The 15986-nt window shown below is 63.2% G+C and carries 12 protein-coding genes; 7 read left to right on the top strand and 5 right to left on the bottom strand.

Features of this window, described 5'->3' with window-relative positions:
* Position 1: 1 nt before the first annotated feature.
* Complete coding sequence (gene urtE, locus EGN72_RS07780) at positions 2 to 697, top strand: urea ABC transporter ATP-binding subunit UrtE (RefSeq protein ID WP_127046243.1); 696 nt, start codon at positions 2 to 4, stop codon at positions 695 to 697.
* Positions 698 to 755: 58 nt separating this feature from the next.
* On the opposite strand, the gene katG is transcribed toward urtE, so the two are convergent.
* A complete protein-coding gene (gene katG / locus EGN72_RS07775) occupies positions 756 to 2963 on the bottom strand; it encodes a catalase/peroxidase HPI (protein WP_127046241.1) in 2208 nt (735 codons plus the stop codon).
* A gap of 186 nt (positions 2964 to 3149) precedes the next feature.
* On the opposite strand from katG, the gene EGN72_RS07770 reads away from it, so the two are divergent.
* Positions 3150 to 4061: a hydrogen peroxide-inducible genes activator gene (locus EGN72_RS07770; protein WP_127046239.1), complete on the top strand. Its 912-nt coding sequence runs from the start codon at positions 3150 to 3152 to the stop codon at positions 4059 to 4061.
* On the opposite strand, the gene EGN72_RS07765 is transcribed toward EGN72_RS07770, so the two are convergent.
* The 3 genes from EGN72_RS07765 to EGN72_RS07755 form a co-directional block, all read right to left on the bottom strand.
* Positions 4058 to 5332, bottom strand: a complete 1275-nt coding sequence (locus EGN72_RS07765) for an O-antigen ligase domain-containing protein (RefSeq protein WP_127046237.1) — start codon at positions 5330 to 5332, stop codon at positions 4058 to 4060. The two genes, EGN72_RS07770 and EGN72_RS07765, sit on opposite strands and share 4 nt — an antisense overlap.
* Positions 5329 to 6777, bottom strand: a complete 1449-nt coding sequence (locus EGN72_RS07760) for a hypothetical protein (RefSeq protein WP_127046235.1) — start codon at positions 6775 to 6777, stop codon at positions 5329 to 5331. Before EGN72_RS07760 ends, EGN72_RS07765 begins: the two co-directional genes overlap by 4 nt.
* A gap of 143 nt (positions 6778 to 6920) precedes the next feature.
* Complete coding sequence (locus tag EGN72_RS07755; RefSeq protein ID WP_127046233.1) at positions 6921 to 7535, bottom strand: response regulator transcription factor; 615 nt, start codon at positions 7533 to 7535, stop codon at positions 6921 to 6923.
* Positions 7536 to 7778: 243 nt separating this feature from the next.
* Between EGN72_RS07755 and EGN72_RS07750 the strand changes: the two genes are divergently transcribed.
* The 4 genes from EGN72_RS07750 to EGN72_RS07735 all read left to right on the top strand — a co-directional run bounded on the left by EGN72_RS07750 (position 7779) and on the right by EGN72_RS07735 (position 13344).
* Positions 7779 to 9170, top strand: a complete 1392-nt coding sequence (locus EGN72_RS07750; RefSeq protein ID WP_127046231.1) for a WecB/TagA/CpsF family glycosyltransferase — start codon at positions 7779 to 7781, stop codon at positions 9168 to 9170.
* 32 nt (positions 9171 to 9202) lie between these two features.
* Positions 9203 to 10090 carry a UTP--glucose-1-phosphate uridylyltransferase gene (locus tag EGN72_RS07745; RefSeq protein ID WP_127046229.1) on the top strand — a complete coding sequence of 296 codons (888 nt, stop codon included), beginning with the start codon at positions 9203 to 9205 and terminating at the stop codon, positions 10088 to 10090.
* Positions 10091 to 10194: 104 nt separating this feature from the next.
* The gene (locus tag EGN72_RS07740) at positions 10195 to 10701 is read left to right on the top strand and encodes a molybdopterin-dependent oxidoreductase (RefSeq protein WP_127046227.1); all 507 of its coding nucleotides are present in this window, start codon (positions 10195 to 10197) and stop codon (positions 10699 to 10701) included.
* A gap of 57 nt (positions 10702 to 10758) precedes the next feature.
* On the top strand, positions 10759 to 13344 hold the full coding sequence (locus EGN72_RS07735; RefSeq protein ID WP_127046225.1) for an ATP-binding protein: 2586 nt from the start codon (positions 10759 to 10761) through the stop codon (positions 13342 to 13344).
* Here EGN72_RS07735 and EGN72_RS07730 read toward each other — a convergent pair.
* Complete coding sequence (locus EGN72_RS07730) at positions 13341 to 14546, bottom strand: polysaccharide biosynthesis/export family protein (RefSeq protein WP_127046223.1); 1206 nt, start codon at positions 14544 to 14546, stop codon at positions 13341 to 13343. The two genes, EGN72_RS07735 and EGN72_RS07730, sit on opposite strands and share 4 nt — an antisense overlap.
* A gap of 202 nt (positions 14547 to 14748) precedes the next feature.
* Between EGN72_RS07730 and EGN72_RS07725 the strand changes: the two genes are divergently transcribed.
* Positions 14749 to 15984, top strand: coding sequence for an oligosaccharide flippase family protein (locus EGN72_RS07725; protein ID WP_127046221.1), 1236 nt, complete (start codon positions 14749 to 14751; stop codon positions 15982 to 15984).
* The last annotated feature ends 2 nt before the right edge of the window (positions 15985 to 15986 follow it).

Below are 15986 nucleotides of genomic sequence, written 5' to 3'. Positions count from 1 at the left end.
AATGATAAGAACCCAAGGCCTGACCCTGCATTACGGCGGCTCTCAGATCCTGCATGGCATTGATTTTGAGGCGAAACAGGGCGAAGTGACCTGTATCATGGGCACCAATGGTGTCGGCAAGACCAGCTTTCTGAAGGCGCTGAGCGGGGCGCATCCGCGATCCGGCGGGACGGTGGAACTGGCGGGCGCGCAATTGGGCATCCTGCGCCCCAATGACATGGCGCATCGCGGTTTGGCGGTGGTGCCACAGGGCCGGATGATCTTTCCGCTGCTGACAGTGCGCGAAAATCTGGAAACCGCCTTTTCGGTGCTGCCCAAGGCCAAACATCACATCCCCGATGAGGTTTATGAGCTGTTTCCCGTGCTGAAAGACATGCAGAACCGGCGCGGGGGGGATTTGTCGGGCGGGCAGCAGCAACAGCTTGCGATTGGCCGCGCGATGATCATGCAGCCCCGCGTCTTGCTGCTGGATGAACCGACCGAGGGCATCCAGCCCAATATCATCCAGCAGATCGGCCATGTGATCACCTATCTGAAATCCAAGGGCAGCATGGCGATTGTGATGGTCGAACAGTATTTCGACTTTGCCTATAACCTTGCCGATCAGGTCTATGTGCTGCGGCGCGGGGCGGTGGCGATCAATGACCGCAAATCCGCGCTGCCCCGCGATGCCTTGCGGGCGCAGGTTTCGGTGTAGCCCCCCAATAAAAAACGCGGCCCCGAAAGGCCGCGTGTTTTGGATTGTAGGCTGGCGCTTAGGCCAGATCGGTGCGGCCAAGGTTCATCACCTTGGTCCATGCCGCCACGAAATCCTGCACAAAGCGCGCCTCGTTGCCCTTGCTGGCATAGACTTCGGCAATCGCCCGCAGTTGCGAGTTGGAGCCGAAGACCAGATCGGCGCGGGTGCCGGTCCATTTCTTCTTGCCGGTTTTGGCGTCACGCCCGTCGAACAGCACAGCACTTGCATCGGTGGGCACCCACGCGGTGGCCATATCCAGCAGATTGGTGAAGAAATCGGTGGTCAGGCTGCCGGGACGGTCGGTCAGCACGCCATGGGTTGCCCCGCCGACATTGCCGCCAATCACCCGCAAGCCGCCGACCAGCACAGTCATTTCCGGCGCGGTCAGCGTCAGAAGCTGGGCGCGATCCACCAACAACTCCTCAGCCGACACCGAATAGCTGCCTTTGAGGTAGTTGCGGAACCCGTCTGCCACCGGTTCCATCACCTCAAAGCTTTCAACATCGGTCTGTTCCTGGGTGGCATCGGTGCGGCCGGGGGTAAAGGGCACCTCTACCGCGTGGCCAGCGGCTTTGGCTGCGGCTTCCACCGCCGCAACGCCGCCCAGCACGATCAGATCGGCCATCGAGATTTTCTTGGCCCCGGTGTTGAACCCGGCCTGAATACCTTCCAGCACCGACAGAACACGGGCCAGTTGTTCAGGCTGGTTTGCAGCCCAATCCTTTTGCGGTGCCAGACGGATACGCGCGCCATTGGCCCCGCCCCGCTTGTCCGACCCACGATAGGTCGAGGCCGAAGCCCAAGCCGTTTGCACCAGTTCCGCACCCGTCAGGCCAGAAGCCAAGATCTTGGCTTTCAGCGCCGCAATATCGGCAGCATCGGCCAACGGATGATCGACCGCAGGCACCGGATCTTGCCAGATCAGATCTTCTGCCGGAACCTCTGGCCCCAGATACAGCGCCTTCGGGCCACTGTCGCGGTGGGTCAGCTTGAACCATGCCCGCGCGAAGGCATCGGCAAATTCATCCGGGTTGGCATGGAAATGGCGCGAGATTTTCTCATAGGCCGGGTCCATGCGCAGCGACATATCGGCGGTCGTCATCATCGGCGCGTGACGCTTGGACGGGTCATGCGCATCGACGACCATATGCTCGGGCCGCACGTCTTTGGCACGCCACTGGTTTGCCCCGGCGGGGGATTTCACCAATTCCCACTCATAGCCGAACAGCACGTCGAAATAGCCCATGTCCCATTTGGTCGGGTTGGGTTTCCACGCGCCTTCGATGCCGGAGGTGATGGCATCATAACCTTTGCCCGACCCATGGGTCGACAGCCAGCCAAAGCCCATCGCCTCCATCGGTGCGCCTTCGGGTTCTGCGCCAACGGCCGTTGCCGGGCCATTGCCATGCGCCTTGCCAAAGGTGTGCCCCCCTGCAACCAAGGCGACGGTTTCATAGTCATTCATCGCCATGCGCGCAAAGGTTTCGCGCACATCCCGGCCCGATGCGATGGGGTCGGGGTTGCCGTCCGGGCCTTCGGGGTTCACATAAATCAGGCCCATCTGCACGGCGGCCAGCGGGTTTTCCAGCTCACGCTCGCCGGAATAGCGGCTGTTTTCCTTGTCAGAGGTGGCCAGCCATTCAGCCTCGGCCCCCCAGTAAATATCTTCCTCCGGCTCCCAGATATCGGCGCGACCGCCGCCAAAGCCAAAGGTCTTGAAGCCCATGGATTCCAGCGCGCAATTGCCCGCAAGGATCATCAGATCGGCCCAGGACAGCGCGTTGCCGTATTTCTGCTTGATCGGCCACAGCAGGCGGCGGGCCTTGTCAAGGTTGCCATTGTCCGGCCAAGAGTTCAGCGGCGCAAAGCGCTGCGTCCCGGTAGAGGCCCCGCCCCGGCCATCGGCGGTGCGATAGGTGCCGGCGCTGTGCCATGCCATGCGGATGAACAGCGGGCCGTAATGCCCGTAATCGGCAGGCCACCAATCCTGACTGTCGGTCATCAGCGCGTAAAGATCCGCCTTCACCGCAGCCAGATCCAGCGTCTTGAACGCCTCGGCATAGTTGAAGGCCGCGCCCATCGGGTTCGACAAGGACGACTGCTGGTGCAGCACTTTCAGGTTCAACTGATTCGGCCACCAATCGCGGTTGGACCGCGCAGAATTGCTAACCGAACCATGCATCACCGGGCATTTGCCGCCCGTTCCGATATCGTTTCCGTCCATGGTTTTCTCCTGTGTTGGTATCGTTTTATTCAATGTCGCAAAGACTTACGCGGCCCGAAACGGTGGGGGCAGCACTGGGGCAAGATGCCCGCCTCATGCCTGTCTCTGCATCGCTTGGCGCAACCATAGCAAAGCCGCGCGATTAGTTTAAGTTGTATTTTCTGATTGATACGATAAGCCTGAATTATGAAGAACGTGACCCTGAAACAGATGCGCTATTTTGAGGCTTTGGCCCGCCACGGCCATTTCGGCCATGCCGCCGATGATTGCGCCATTTCGCAGCCTGCCCTGTCGATGCAGATCAAAGAGTTGGAACTGTCGCTGGGCACCGACCTGTTTGAACGCGGCACCCGGCGGGTCCGCCTAACGCATTTCGGAGAGGAATTTGCCCTGCGGGTGCGTGACATTCTGCGCGCGGTGGATGAATTGGGCGATCTGGCCCGCGCCTCGCAGGACAAGCTGGTGGGGCGCTTGCGGATCGGGGTGATCCCGACCATCGCGCCCTATCTTTTGCCCACGCTGATTGGGCGGCTGACAGCGCTTTACCCCGAACTGGATATCCATATCCGCGAAACGGTGACGCCAAAGCTGTTGCAAGAACTGACCGAGGGGCGGCTGGATACCGCCATCGTCGCCCTGCCCGTCTCGGAACCCGCGCTGACCGAAGCGGCGCTGTTTGCCGAAGATTTCGTGCTGGTCCGCCCGCAGGAAGATGCCGGAAAACCCGTGCCAAACCGCGAAACCCTGCGCGAGATGCGCTTGCTTTTGCTGGAGGAAGGCCATTGTTTCCGCGATCAGGCGCTGTCGTTTTGCAACATGCAATCGGCTTTGCCGCGCGAATTGCTGGACGGCAGCTCGCTGACCACATTGGTGCAGATGGTGGGGGCGGGCATCGGCGTGACCTTGATCCCTGAAATGGCGGTGGATGTGGAAACCCGCTCGGCGGCGGTGTCCATCGCGCGGTTTGCAAGCCCGCGCCCGACCCGGACCATCGGCATGATCTGGCGCAAGGCCAGCCCCTTGGGCAAGCAATTGTCCGAGATTGCAGGCGTGGTGCAAGGGGCGGCGGAAACCCTGCGGCTGCGGGCCGGCGCCTAAGCTTCATGGGTGGCTTGGCTGTCGGCCACCTCGCGCAGATGCACCCCCAGCAGCACCAGCCCCGGCCATAGCATATAGGCCTCGATCTCCAGGTTTTCGCCAAAGGACAGCAAGGTGATCGTCATCAAAATGCCCAGCGGCAAGCGCCCGCGCGGATGGCGTGCGGCATCCAGCATCACAAAGCCGATATGCAGCAGCATCGGCACCAGCAGCGCGGCAAAGCCCACCAAACCTTTGACAAACAGCAACCCATACCAAGTGTGATGGCTGCCAATCGGCATATATTCCACCGCATGAGAACCGGGATGCACCGTGCCATGGCCGAACCAGACCGCCTCATTCTGCCACCGCTCGCGCGCGATGCGTTGCAGGGTTTCGCGCACGCGGGTGCTGTCGGCCCGCGCGCCTTTGAAGGCGGACACCGCGTCTTGGCCCAGGGTCAGCAGCGTGGTGCCGAATACCGCCAGCGATGCGGTCAGGCCCGCCACCATATGCCACGCCCAACCGCGCAGGATCAGCGGCAACATGCGGGGCCCAACCGTGCAGGCCACCAGCCCCACAAGCCCCATCCGGGATTTGGAGGCAAGGATCATCAAAACCCCCGCCCCCACCCCCAAAAGCATCCAGCGCCGCTGTTTTTCCTCGAGCGCGAACAACACCATCACCACACCCAGCAGCGCCGCAAAGGGCGACCATGGGGCATAGAACTGCCAGCGCGGCGTCCAGCTTGCCGGATCAAAGGTGAACAGATAAACGCTGAAATATTCCGGCCCCGGCCCGCCAACGGCTTTCAGGGGCGAGGTGAACAGCCGTTCGGGCAAGCCGAGATAGGGGGCGGCCAGCATCAAGGGGGCCAGCGCCAGTGTCCACGCCCCCACCACGCATTGCCCCCGGATCAGCACCGCGCGGCGGATGGGCAGCACCGCCCCGATCAGCGGAAACAGCGCCAGCAAGGCCCAGCCCTTGGCCCAACCGATCGAGGATTTGATGGTCTGCTTCAGGCCAAGCCCCCAATCCAGATGCCCGACCCACAGCGCCACCAGCATCACGGCCATGCCCAGAAACCACAGCCAAACAAGGTTTGGCACCGGCCCCGTCACCTGCAAATCGCGCCGCATCGCTGGCCCCAGATACAGCGCCAGCGCCGCCAGCGCGCCCAGCACCCAAGCCAGCACCGGACCCACCACATAAAGCGCGCCCACCGCATAAAAGGGCCATGTCAGCACCATGGCCTTATACAGCATCCGCTCTGCCGGGTTTTGCGGGGTCATTCGGGCCGCCCCGGCGCGGTCAACAACCGCCCGATCAGCGCCGAGCGCATCCAACCCAGAACCAGCCCGATCAGCAGCATCAAGGTCGCCGCCGCCCCCGCCGCCAAAGCCAGCTTGCGATTGGGCGAGGACGGGCGGTCCGGCAGAGAGGGGTTTTCCAGCACCTGCACCAGCGGGTAAGAGGCATAGACATCCGATTTCGTGGTCTGCGCGCGGGCAATCGCCGTGGCAAACACCGCTTCGGCCACCGAAAAGTCGCGCTGCAAATCTTGCAGCTTGGCGGCGGCGGCGGTCAGGCTTTGTTGCTTGGCAAGCTCTGCCTGCAAACGGTCCGACAGCGCGGCATATTCGCGCGACAGGCCCGCCGTTTCCGCCGCCATCCGCACCAGTTGCGCCAGCAATTCGGCCCGCGCGCCTGCCGGGGCCAGATCCAGCGCTTGCAATTGCGCTGCGTCCAAACCCGTCACCTGTGCGGCTTGGCGCAGGGCGGCATCGGTTGCGGCCCTATGGGCAGCGCGGGCGTCCTGCACCTTTGGGTGGCCTTCGCCATAGGCAGATCGCGCCTCGGCCAAAGCGGCGGCCTGACGGCCTGCTTCGGCGATCAGGGCGGTAAAGTCGGCATCGGCATAAAGTTTCAACGTGGCGGCCGCCGCATCGGCGGGAATACCCAGCGTTGCCTCCAGCGCGGCCATGCTTTGCGTCTTTTCGCCCAAAGTCGCCGCCAGATCCTGCACCCGGCTTTCCAGCACGCGCGTCGCCTCCACCATCGCATCATATTGCCCGGCCGAGATCAGCCCGGTATCCTGCTGCAACTGCGCGATATCGCTGCGCGTGGCCGCGACCGAGTTGCGATATTCGGCAATCGCGGCAAGCCCGCTATCCTCGCGGGTGCGCTGTTCATCGGCGCGCAAGGCATCAAGTTCGGCGAAAAACGCGGTCAGCAGGGCCTCACCCCGCGCTTGGGCATCCTGAGCGGTGCTGCCTGTCATCTCGACATTGATGAGGCTGGTCTGATCCACCAGATTGATACGGGGCTGCCCGAAATCGCGGCGGGTCAGCCCCATGGATTGCGCTGCCGCAACCAGAATCCGGTCGGCCCCGATCAGCCGCTTATAGGTTTCGGTCGGGCTGACGGAATTGCTGGCAAAGGCCGAATTGGCGTAAGAGGAGGCCTGCCCGATCCCGTTCAGGTTCATCGAGGCTGACGCGCCAGACCCCGGCAGAATCAACGAAGTTTGCGATTTGAAGCTGAGCGGCGCGGTGCGCAGATAGCCCGTGATCGGTGCCCAGATCAGCGTTCCGCCCAGCAAGGCAAAGGCCAGATAGCGCGGAAACCGCCCCAGATCGCCCACACGCCCGCCCACCAGAATGCGGCGAATGGATATCCGGCGGGGATCGGTGCGGGCCAGTGCGGCCTTGCGGCGAAGGGTGTTGAGTGCGGTCATCGGGCCTCTCCTTTGGCCATGACCTTAATGGGGCCGCCTGCCCCCTGCATCCGCGCGCAAGGTGGGGGGGCGGGGCCTTTGGCATGGCCCGCCTATCCCTTGGGGTAGGATGGGATGCGGCCAAGCCGCCCCGGCAAAGGCGCTTAGAACAGCCCCGCTTCGCGTGCGATCATGGCGGCCTGCGTGCGGTTCGATGCCTCCAGCTTGCGATAGAGCGTTTTCATATGCAGCTTGACCGTTGGTTCCGTGATATCCAGATCGCGGGCGATTTCCTTGTTGGCCTTGCCCTCGGTCAACCCTTTGAGAACCTGCAATTCACGCGCGGTCAGCTTTTGCGCCAAGGGGTGCGCGGGGGCTTCTTCAACGGCCGTCATAAAATCGACAGGGGCATATTGCTCGCCCATGGCCATGAATTTCACCGCGTTGATCATGGATTTCGCGGGCAAGGTCTTGGGCACGAAGCCCGCCGCCCCAGCGTCCAGCGCCTGTTCCACAATCTCACGGCTGGCCGAGCCTGACAGCAACGCCACCCGCTGCCCGCCCTTCAACGCCATGGCCTGTTTCAGGCCCGCAAGCCCGTTCATCCCCGGCATGTTCAGATCCAGCAGCACCAGATCAAAGCGCGCTTCGGTTTCGATGGCCTTGCAGGCTTCGGCCAGATTGGCGGCGGTGCTGGTTTCAATATCGCCCTGCGCTTGCAGAAACAGGACAAGGGTATCCCGCAGCAAATCATGGTCATCTGCAATCAATACGCGCATCTCACACTCCCTTTGATTGTCCTTTGCTACCCGTTGATCTTGGCTGATGCACGTCAAAAATCGCGCAGAACCGTGGCACTGCGCGGGGCTGAACGGGTATGCCCCCCTCCGTTGGGATAGGTTGGTAAACCGCGCGGGACAGCGCGCACCCCAAAGTCCCCGCCGCCTGTCCGTCCGCTCGGTTGAGCGGGGGCACAGCTTTCGTCACCTTGAGGAAAAGACGCAACCCCAAGGACTTACCCGATGAAATACGCAAGCTTCCCGTCAGACTTTGCCCGCGCCGATTATGTCGGCTCGCCCCGCCTTGCCACCACTTTCCTGCCCGCATTGGGGTTGGATATGGTGGATGCAACCGCGCAAGATACGATTGCCGCGCTTTTGGCCCCCGGCCAGCGCCGCGCGTTCTTCATGAATGCGCATTGCTGCAATATCCGCCGCAAGAACAAAGCCTATGCCGAAGCGGTGGCGGCGGCGGATATGCTTCTGCCCGATGGCATCGGGGTAGAGCTGGCCGCCCGCATGACCGGGCAACGATTGGCCGCCAACCTGAACGGCACCGATCTGGTTCCGGCCTTGCTGGCGCAGGCTGCGCGTTTGGGCAAATCGGTCTATCTGTTCGGTGGCACCCCCGGCACCGCCGAGGCCGCAGCCGACCGCCTGTGCCAGACCATCCCCGGCTTGCGCATCGCAGGCACCCGCGATGGCTTTGGCGGCGCTGCGGATAGCGAAGCGGTGATCCGCGACATCAATGACAGCGAGGCGGGTATCGTGCTGGTGGCCCTTGGCGTGCCGCAGCAGGAACTGTGGCTGCACCGCCACGCACATCGGCTGCACGCCCCGCTGACCATGGGCGTGGGGGCGCTGTTTGATTTTCTGGCGGGCCGGGTGGTGCGCGCGCCCAAAGCGGTGCGCAAACTGCGGATGGAATGGGTCTGGCGTCTGGCGCAAGAGCCGCGCCGCCTGGCCAAACGCTATCTGGCGGGCAATCTGGGCTTTCTGGCCCATGCTGGCAAAACCGCCTTGGTGCAAGGGGCCGGGGCGGATATGCAGCGCCGCTTTCTGGATGTGGTGCTGTCGCTGGGCGGCCTGCTGGCCCTGTCGCCTTTGCTGGCGCTGACCGCGCTGGCGATCAAACTGGACAGCCCCGGCCCGGTTCTGTTCCGCCAAACCCGGATTGGCCGCAATGGCGTGCCGTTCACCATGTTCAAATTCCGCTCCATGACCACCGACGCCGAAGCGCGCCGGGCCGATTTGCTGGGCCGTTCTGACCGCGAGGGGATTTGCTTTAAATCCCGCAGCGATCCGCGCGTCACGCGGGTTGGACGCTTCATCCGCCGTTTCTCGATCGACGAGCTGCCGCAGATCATCAACGTGCTGCACGGCGAGATGGCGATTGTCGGACCCCGCCCTGCCCTGCCCTGCGAGGTTGCGGCCTATCCCAAGCGCGCGCTGGGGCGGTTGGTGGTCAAGCCCGGCATCACCGGGGTCTGGCAAGTGTCTGGCCGCGCCAGCATCGGCTTTGACCAGATGGTCGAGATGGATATCGCCTATGCCGCCTCGCGCAGCCTGCTGCTGGACCTTGCGCTGATTGCCAAAACCTTTGGCGCTGTTGCCTCGGGTCGCGGCGCCTACTGATCCCCCCACATCGAAAGAAAGAGAGACCTATCATGACACATATCCGCAAAGCTGTGTTCCCCGTGGCCGGTATGGGCACGCGTTTCCTGCCCGCCACCAAGTCCATCCCGAAAGAGATGCTGCCGCTGGTTGACCGCCCGTTGATCCAATACGCGGTGGATGAGGCGCGCGCCGCCGGGATCGAAGAATTCATTTTTGTCACCGCCGCAGGCAAAGGCGCGTTGGAAGATTACTTCGACACCGCCGCCGCGCTGGAACACTCGCTTCAGGCCAAAGGCAAGGCCGAGGCCTTGGCCACGCTGGAGCGCACGCGCATGCCCGAAGGGGCCTTGTCTTTTGTGCGGCAGAACAAGGCGCTTGGCCTTGGCCACGCGATCCGGGTGGCGCAACACTTGGTGGGCAATGAACCCTTTGCCGTCTTGCTGCCCGATGATGTGATCCGGGGGCAGGCCGGGGCCTTGGGCCAGATGGTCGCCGCCCATGCCAAAACCGGCGGGCATATGGTGGCAACGATGGATGTGCCCCGCGCCATGACCGCGCAATACGGGGTGCTGGATGTCGCCCGCGAGGATGGTCCCTTGGCCTATGCGCGCGGTCTGGTGGAAAAGCCGCGCGCCGATATTGCGCCCTCCACGCTGGCCATCATCGGGCGCTATATTCTGGAACCCTCGATCTTTGCCAAGCTGGCCCATCTTGGCCCCGGCGCGGGCGGAGAGTTGCAACTGACCGATGCCATCAACGCCGAGGTGGACACGGCTGGCGTCACCGGATACCGGTTTGACGGCGAACGCTTTGACTGCGGCTCGGTTCAGGGCTTTGTGCAGGCCACCGCCGCCTTTGCGCTGGATCGCCCGGATTTGCAGCAAGGCTTCAGCCAGTTTCTCGATCAGCGCCGCGCGCCCTTGCATCAAGCCGCCTGACCGGCGCGCACCCTATCCAAACGGGTAGGGTGCTATCCGTCTGACCCAAAGAGATCGCGGCGCAAATGCTGTAGGGTGGCCGCAACGCCACAAAGGATATTGCCATGTTTCGCACCCTCATTCACACCGCCGCTGCCCTTGCCCTGACTGCTGCCCCGCTTTGGGCCGAAGATCTTGCCACCCCCAAAGGCACCGTGATCCTGACCGTTTCGGGCCAGATTGCCGCCACCAATGCCGAAGGCGCCGCCCAGTTCGATCTGGAGATGCTGGAGGCGATGGAGGCCACGACGGTGGAAACCTCGACCATCTGGACCGAAGGCACCCACCGCTTTGACGGCGTCGCGCTGGCGACCTTGGTTGACCGGCTGGGCATCACGGGCAGCACGCTGCGCGCCTTGGCGATCAATGATTACGCGGTGGATATTCCGCTGACCGATGCAGTCGAAAACGGCCCGATCATCGCCTATAAGATGGATGGGGCCACGATGTCGGTGCGCGACAAGGGGCCGCTGTGGATCATCTATCCCTATGACAGTTCTGCCGAATACCGCAGCGAGGTGATTTATTCCCGCAGCATCTGGCAACTCGACCGGATTGAGGCGATAGAATAACGGCGGGCGGCGGCGCTCTGGTTTTATTCCGGGGCCGCCCTGTTGAAAGGGCAAAGGATGGTGCAGCTTAGATCGCGGACAGCACGCCGCGCCCGGCTTGGGCTTTCCGTGCTGCTGGGCACCATCGGCGTGGTCGCGATTGTGCTGATGGCGATCAATGTGGCGCGGGATTTGCGGCTGCTGAATTCTGCCAGCTCGGACAATGTGCAATGGACCTTGTCACAGGCCGAGGTGGAGTTTCTGGAATATGAGCTGCACCTCGAACGCGCCTTGCGCGACAGCCCGCCCGATCTGACAACGCTGCGGCGCGAATTTGATATTTTTTATAGCCGCGTCAATACGCTGCGCTATTCCTCGCTTTACGCCACCTTGCGCGAAAGCCCGGCGTTTCTGGACCCGCTGGGCAAGGTGCAGTTTTTCCTCGACGCCTCGGTCGAGGCGATAGACGCCGATGATGCGACCCTGACACAAGCGCTGCCTGATCTGTTGCAACAGGCACGGGACAGCCGGGGCGATGTGCGCATGTTGTCCAATGCGGGGCTGAATTTCTTTGCCGAGGATTCGGATCGCCGCCGCAACAATGTCGCCGTGACGCTGACGCAGATGGCGGCGGGGGTGACCTTCTTGCTGCTGGCCCTGCTGGGGCTGACGTTTTACCTCAGCTATCTGAACAGCCAGAACATCCGCCGCCGCGCCGAGGTGGTGCAGGCCAGCGCACGGATGAAAATCGTGATGCAGACCGCGCTGGATGCGGTGATCGTCAGCGATCAGGACGGGATCATTCTGGATTACAACAGCGCCGCCGAACAGATTTTCGGCCATCCTGCCTCACATGCCATCGGGAAAACGCTGGGCGCGCTGATCGTGCCCGATCAGTATCTTGCCGCGCATGAGGCCGGGATGGAACGGATGCGCGCGGGCGGCGAAAAGCGGGTGGTTGCCAAAGGCCGGATCAAGCTGGAAGCCAAGCGCGCCAATGGCGAGATTTTCCCCGTCGAATTCGCCATCCAATCCGCCGACACCGATGCGGGCGAGATTTTCATCGCCTTCCTGCGCGACATTTCGCACCGGGTGCGCGCCGAAAAAGACCTGCTGGAGGCCCGCGACCGCGCGCTGGCGGGCGAAAAATCCAAAACCGACTTTCTGGCCACCATGAGCCATGAAATCCGCACACCGCTGAACGGCCTACTGGGCAATCTGTCCTTGCTGCGCGAAACCCGCCTGAGCGCGCGGCAGGCGCGGTATATCAAGAACATGGAAACCTCTGGCAAGCTGTTGATGAGCCATATTTCCGATGTGCTGGACATCACCAAATATGACGCGGGCAAATTGCGGCTGCGTCCGGTGGCGATGAATATCAGCGCCCTGATCCAGGATATCGTCGACAATCAAAGCGGGGCGGCCTCGGCCAATGGCACCAGCCTGAAATGGGGCTGGCTTGGCCCGGCCTCGGATTGGCTGCGCAGCGACCCCGACCGCATCCAGCATATCCTGATGAATGTGGTGGGCAATGCCGTGAAATTCACCCGCGATGGCAGTGTCTCGATCGAGGTGGAACTGATCCGCCGCGATGGCGGCAACCCCGATCTGCAAATCAGCGTGCGCGATACGGGCATTGGCATCGACGCGGAATTTCAGGCGCAGATTTTTGATGATTTTGCCACGGGCAACAGCGCATATGACCGGGAAACCGGGGGCACGGGCCTTGGGCTTGGTATTGCGCAGCGTTTTGTCAAGGCGCTCGGGGGCAGTATCGAGGTGGAAAGCGAGAAAGGCATCGGCAGCACGTTCCGCATCCGCTTTCCGGTGGAACCGATTGCCGCCCCCGATGCCCGCCATCAGGCCAAAATCGCGCCGGACCATGCTGAGGCGCGCTCGGTGCTGTTGGTAGAGGATAATGAGATCAACCGCGTCGTCGCGCGCGAAATGCTGGCCGCCGCCGGGCATCGCGTGACCGAGGCCCCGAATGGCAAGCTTGCGGTGGATCTGGCGCAGGCGCAGCGATTTGACCTGATCCTGATGGATATCAGCATGCCGGTGATGGATGGCCGCAGCGCCACCCGCGCCATTCGGGCCGGTCAGGGCCTGTCGGCGCAGACGCCGATCATTGCCGTCACCGCCAATGCCATGGCCGAGGAACAACAGGCCTTTTTGTCGGACGGGATGAATGACATCCTGACAAAACCCCTGACGCGTGAGGCTTTGCTGGCCGTCATCGCCAATCACGGCCAGCCCGCAGACCCGCCGGGCGCAAAGGGGCAGCCCAGCCCGGCCCCGGTGGCGCGGCACTATATCGACGAATTGCGTGACAGTTTGGGGGTTGCGCCCCTGCAAGGCCTGCTGGACCGCTTTATCGCCGAGGTAGATCAAACCCTGACCGATCTGGGCACCAGCCCCGATATGGCACCAAAGGATATCGCCGCCCGCGCCCATCGCATCGCGGGCAGCGCCGCCACCATGGGTGCAGTGGACCTGCGGGCCGGGCTGATCGCCGTGGAAACCGCCGCGAAAACCGCCGCGAAGACCGGGGACAAAGCTGCCGTGCAAGCGGCCATTGCAGCCTTGCCCGCGATCTGGGCCGCCAGCCGCCCCTATCTGCGGGCCGAGCGGCGCGAAGCCCCACGGCCCCGCGACAAGGCCTAGAACGCGGTCGCCGCCGCCCCAAGGATGCCTAGCACGCGCCCGACCTCTCCGACATTGGTGATGGCGCTGTCATAGCAGGCAAGGGAATCGCCGGGCAGCAGATAGGGGTCGTAATCATCCCGGTCGGCGCGGCGCAGCAAATCCTCGATATCACGCTCGATCACCACCGAAACGCCCGTCACCGGGTTGCGCGAAAACAGCACCGCTGATCGGTCGGCACTGCTTCCCCGCGCGCCGCCCACGCAATTGGTATTGATCACCGCTTGCAGATAGCGCGTGCCATAAGGCACCTCGCGCACATCGCGCCCCACCGCTGACACGGCATTGCCCGCCGCCGGTTGCGTCAGGTTGGACAGAAACAGCGAGGTGCCGGGCGGGCTGATCGGGCTGGGGCGCATCAGGTCTTCTTGAAAACAGGCGCGGCTGGGCACCGAAACCTCATCCCCGGTCAGCAGCATCACATCCGACACATTGCGCCCTTCAAACACGCCGCGCATATCCAGCACATGCAGCGCGCCGTTGCGGCGCAACTCCACCGCCGAGATATCGGCATCGGGCCGCACCCCACCCGCCGCGCGCAGGGCCGCCGACAGGTTGCGCCCCTCGCCCGAGGCGCCAAGTGCGGCTTGGCGGCGGCTGTCGACCTGATCGCCCGGCGTGCCGCCGATTTCGACGGAATGGGGTTCAAACACCGCCCCCGCAACCCCGACCGATACCGAGGCGAAATCGGCCACCCGCACCGAAATGCGCGGACGATCTGCGAAATACGCGCCCGCGATCAGTTGCTGGGCAATGTCATCCTCTATCTCGGCGGTCTGGCGGCCTTGGGCACGGATGGGGGACAAAAAGGGCAGCTTGATCGTGCCATCGCGCGACACGACATAATCGCCGTTAAACGTCTCATCCTCGCCGACGCGGATATTGATCAGGTCATTGCGCGACACCCGCTCCCCCCCCAGGGCCGATGCGCCAGGGCCTTTGCCGCCAGCACCACCGCGCAAGGGTTTGCATTTGGCGGCGTTCATATCTGCCGAGCGCAGGAAGTCCGCTTGGGCGCGGCGCTTGTCCGGGCTGCGGTATTGCGCCTGATAGGCGTCGCCCGTGGCCACCGGTTCCAGATTGTCGGGCGTATCAAACCCCGCGCAATTGCCCAGAACAAGGGCGGACAGAAGTGCTGAACTGAGTTTTGCTGTGTAAGCCATGCGTGCAATCGCCTTGAAATCATTGGTTTTGGCACTTTTACGCGGGCCGGTCGCCCCGGTCGAGCGCGCGGACGGAGCGAAACACCCATCCAATCGGATAGGGGGCCGTTCCGTTGTCCCGCATCCCTGTCCATGGGCGCAGAGGACAAGGCGCGTGGCAGGGCGGTAGAACCGGGCAACCCTATGGATTGGACCCGACGATATGACGCCCCGTTTTCACATACCGCGCCTCGCGCAGAACCTGTTTGCCTATGGCGCATCCGAAGTGGCGGCCAAAGCCTCGCGGTTGCTGGTCGTTGTGGCGGTGGCGCGCGGGCTGGAACTGGACCAGATCGGCGTGGCCGCAGCCGCCCTTGCCGCCGCCGATATCCTGAAATCGATGACTGAAAACGGTGTCGGCCAAAAGATCATCGCCGCCCCCGAGGCAGAGTTGCCGCAAACCTGTGCCACCGCGCATCGGATCTTCTGGGTCTGGTGTGTCGGGTTGTTTCTGGCGCAGGCTTTGGTGGGGCTTGCCCTGTATGCAGCGGGGGGCACCGCGGAACTTCTGGTGCTGATCCTGCTTTTGGCGGGGGAGTATCTGTTCATGCCCGCAGGGCTGGTGCAAACCGCGCTGGCGATGCGGGCGGGCAAGTTGCGCCAGACGGCGGCGATTGCGGGCGGGCAGAATGTGGCCGCGAACCTGCTCTCGGCGGGGCTGGCGCTGCTTTGGCCTTCGGCCTTGGCGCTGGTCTTGCCGCGCTTGCTGACAGCGCCGTTCTGGCTGCTGGCCATGCGCCGCCTGCACCCTTGGACAGCCGATACCAGTAAAGGCCGCGCGCCGCTGCGCCCCTTCATCCGCTTTGGCGGCGCGGTGCTGGGGGTGGAACTGGTCAAGGCGCTGCGGCTGCAAGCCGACAAGCTGCTGGTCGGCAGCCTAATGGGGGCCGAAGCGTTGGGGCTTTACTTCATGGCCTTCAACGCCGGGCTCAGCCTTGCCAATTCTTTCACCACGGCGTTTTCCAGCGTGCTGTTCCCACATCTGTGCAGCAGCACAGACAAAACCCTTGCCCTGCGCCAAAGCATCCTGTTGGCGATGGGGCTGATTACCCCGGTTGTGGTGCTGCAAGCGATGCTGGCCCCTTATTACGTTCCGCTGTTGCTGGGCGCCGATTGGGCCGGGCAAGCCGAGGTTGTCTCGATCCTGTGTCTTGTCGCCATTCCCACGACCTTGTGGTCGGCGGCGGCGGGCTGGTTGCGGGCCACGGGGCGCGCGCAAATTGAACTTTGGGTCACCATCGCCATCACCCTTGCCGTCATGCTGAACACCGCGATCTGCGCGCCTTACGGGCTGGTGGCGGTGGCCCGTGGCTATGCGCTTGTCGCGACCGTTCTGATGGTTGGCGCATCGCTTCCCGCGCTGTCTTTCGCCTTTTCCCGCCGCCTTGCAAGGATCTGACC

It is taken from the genome of Pseudorhodobacter sp. E13 (genome assembly GCF_003991405.1).
Classification (GTDB): domain Bacteria; phylum Pseudomonadota; class Alphaproteobacteria; order Rhodobacterales; family Rhodobacteraceae; genus Pseudorhodobacter.
Note: the sequence above shows the minus strand (reverse complement) of the source record. Positions and strands in the feature narration are given on the sequence as shown.